We start from the raw sequence: 3,277 nt of genomic DNA, 5'->3' as shown, positions 1-3,277 counted from the left end.
GCTGGCTCCCTCCCCGTTCGTACGTCCTCGGTGAGTGCGGCGCGGACGACCTGCCGGAACTGCAGGTAGGCCGACCGGTAGTAGTCCGATCCGTCCGCGGATGGATCGGTCGATACGCCGAGCGTTGAGGCGATCAGCCGCATCAGCGCGGGTTCCTCCCGGTGGGCCGCGAGCAGGGCATGGAGGTAGGCGACGGTTCCTTTCTCCGCAGCCAGGGGCAGCAGTGGTGCCGATACAGCCCGCGTCCAGCGCATCACGGTCGCCGCGAGCAGTGCGTGTGTGGACGGGAAGAGCTCACTGATCTGGTCGACGCTCATTCCGCTGCGATCCACGACAGCCTCGATTGAGAAGCGTGAGACTCCATTGTCGTGAATCGCGGCGATCGCACTGTTGATGACTCGGGTCTTCGGGGCTTCCTCATCGATCGCTTGCTGGTTTGTCAGTGGTGCCAGGGGGTGCTTCCGGAACCAGTCCAGCAGCCCTCGTGCTCGGGACGCACCGAACGAGGGGTCGGAGGGACGGGAGACGTCGAACAGATCGCTGAAACCGGGGACGTCGCGCATGAGTGGGTCGAGGGACTGAAACGCCATCGACCAGTCCGGGAACGACCGCCGCTGGATGGGTTCGTCGAGCAGGAGACGCACGTTCGTGTGTCGTGGGTCAGCGCGGACCTGTTCGAACCGGCTGCGGACGACGTCGTCGTTACCCTCGAGCACGCCGATGCAGTTGTCCTCTTTGTGGGCGAGCATTCCGGTGACGCCCAGCCGGGTGTTCTTCTCGCGACCGACGGCGAGGATCTGGGCCAGTTCTGAGTCCGTGATCGGACGTGTCTGCGTGCTGGTGTAGACGAGCGATCGCATGCTGGCTTCTTCCTGTTCGTAGTCCACTCGGGCTTTTACAGAGTCAAGACGCATGTCCACACGAGCCACAACCCCACCTTCGGGTGTTCCCATCCTGGCGATCGAAGGGCGGACGAGTGCGGCTCTGTGCTGCGCGTTGCGCTCAGGCTGCTGTTCGCGTGGGTGCAGGTTGAGTTCCCTGAGTCCGTCGCCCTCGCAGCCCTCGAGCCGCTGACTTACCACGGCAGACGTCGAGCGCTGCGGGGCGACACGTGTTGCACGATCAGGATCAACCGGCGAGACTTCGAGCAGCCGGCTGGTTACCGGTCAGAGCGGCCCCCTTCCTGATCGGTGGGAGATACCGCTCGGAGAGGTGTGACGCATCGCGTCGCACCTCTCCTTACGATGCAGACCCCCCCCCGCGATGCGCGGTTTGCACGCGATACGAGGGCTTCCGAAGTTCCGCGCCGACCATGCAATCGCAACAGGCGAATCAGACACCACGTGGCAGGTGATACCCAAGCACCGTTCTGCGCTACGTGGCGACCGGGTTGCGGCGTTCAGGGCAGTATCGGGGCCAGTCTTGGGAGGTCAGCATCAACACATCCCGGTACGAACGAGAGCCGTCAGTTGCGCCAGCTGCGATCGAGACGATGGCGGGACTCCGTCGCAAGTTTCGCCGAGGCGATCAAGCACCGGCGACGGCAGAAAGTCGTATGCCCGACCTGTTCGAGATGCTATCCGAAGCGAACGTATTGCCGTCTCGAGACTCGTCAGCCTTGCTTCGCAAGAATCGGTTCGGGATGCGTGGGCCGCACTCAAACGAGGGAGCGGACGGGGCCTGAGCGTTGACCCCGTCCGCTCTAGGCAAGCCCTGTCGGACCGCCCTGACGAGGTCAGGAGCTTGCTCGAACCGGCCTCATCGCGAGGGTAGAGCACGCCCGGTCTTCGGCGCTAGAAGCGAATCAGCGACGGATGGCTAACCGAGAACCGAGGCGGTGAGGATCGGCGCGGTGAACAGCCCGGTACACGGTTGTGTATGCGCGAATCCAAGCAGCTCGGCGCGGTCGCTGGTGGTGTGGATGCCAGCACGGTGTAGCTCGACCAGGTGCTTCTCTTGCGCTTTGTTGAATTTAGGCTTGCCGCCACAGAGCTTGCCGGCTGCCTTCGCGGATACGAGCGCAGATCAGGTCGACCTCGGAGCGGTCTCGAGCATGAAGCCGTCGACTTGCGTCCTACGACTGCAAGCAGCGATCCAACGCGCTGATCGAGGTCCGGTCTAGGTCGGTCAGCAACACCTTTATGAGCCACCGAGGGTGCCGTCGACGCCGACTCGAGATACTCAAACTTGGATCGCATCGCCGGTGTCCAAGTAGGGGTACTTGAGGTGCACCGTCCGCCGTAAGCCCTTCTTCGGACGGTAGACGTCACAGCGCACGCTGTGTTGCTGTTGCAATAGCCGCAGTCGTTGCCTACGTTGATGTGCGGCTACCCCAGACCCCGGTAGCCGGCATCCACCCGCTAGCGCACCCTCAGTCGCGGCAGACTCGACCAGTCACCATCCGGCCACTTCCGGACCGACGGGAGTCGTGAACCGCTGTCATGCCCACCCCGAGGGGTCCGAAATATCAGGACCTTGATGAGCGCAATCGCCCGCACTCTCGACCACGTCGTCCGGGCCCCAGCCCGCCTGGCCCGCACCACCGAGTTCTTCTTCCGACGCGCGGACTCGATGGGAGACATCTACCCCGACGATAAACGACATGGCGCGGTGCCCGGCTCAGACGTAGACCGGGTGTTGTTCCTCGGCGAGGCCGGTCAGATAAGCCTCGGAGTCCGCACGCACCAACTGTCGATGGCGGCGTACTTCGCCCGACACCACCACGCCGCGTCCGGACGGGGCGTCGAGTGGAGCATCAAGCCGTTCCCGAACGCGCGACTCGCCGACGCTCCCTCCGTCCTCGCGGCGAGTGAGGACGCGATTCGCAGGGCTGACATTGTGGTCGTGGTCGTGGGGATCACGGACGCGCTGCGCGTCGTGCGCCCAGCAATCTGGGAGGAAGGAATCCGGGACACCCTCACGACACTCACCACGATGCTGCCTGCCGACGCGCGGATCCTGCTCGCTCACATTCCACCGCTCGATAACGCGGGCAGTCTTTCCCGACCCGCACGGGTCGCCGCGGGTCGTCATGGGAGCGCGCTGAACCGGCGCACCGACATCGCGGCTGAAGACCACTCCCGGGCCGTCTGCGTCTCGTTCCCCGAGGAACTGACCCGATCACTGTGGCGTCCAGAGTCAGACCAGAAGCGCTACAGCAACACATACGACATCTGGGCCGCGCACCTCGCCCGGAACCTGCCCGACCCGAACTGACAGGGACCTAAAAGGGGGCAGCCGATACCGAACCGGCGGAGGTGACCGTCCGACAGCCGAT

2 protein-coding genes are annotated in these 3,277 nt (G+C 64.4%); one reads left to right on the top strand and one right to left on the bottom strand.

The features are described 5' to 3' along the window. On the bottom strand, positions 1–887 hold an 887-nt coding region (locus tag OXR63_RS17945; RefSeq protein WP_267425597.1), incomplete at its 3' end, for a BLUF domain-containing protein. A gap of 1,684 nt (positions 888–2,571) precedes the next feature. Between OXR63_RS17945 and OXR63_RS17940 the strand changes: the two genes are divergently transcribed. Then, positions 2,572–3,216, top strand: coding sequence for a hypothetical protein (locus OXR63_RS17940; RefSeq protein ID WP_267425595.1), 645 nt, complete (start codon positions 2,572–2,574; stop codon positions 3,214–3,216). Positions 3,217–3,277 lie beyond the last annotated feature (61 nt).

This window comes from Curtobacterium sp. GC_Cur_3 (genome assembly GCF_026544205.1).
In the GTDB taxonomy this organism is placed as follows: domain Bacteria; phylum Actinomycetota; class Actinomycetes; order Actinomycetales; family Microbacteriaceae; genus Curtobacterium.
This window is presented reverse-complemented; position numbering and strand designations above follow the sequence as displayed.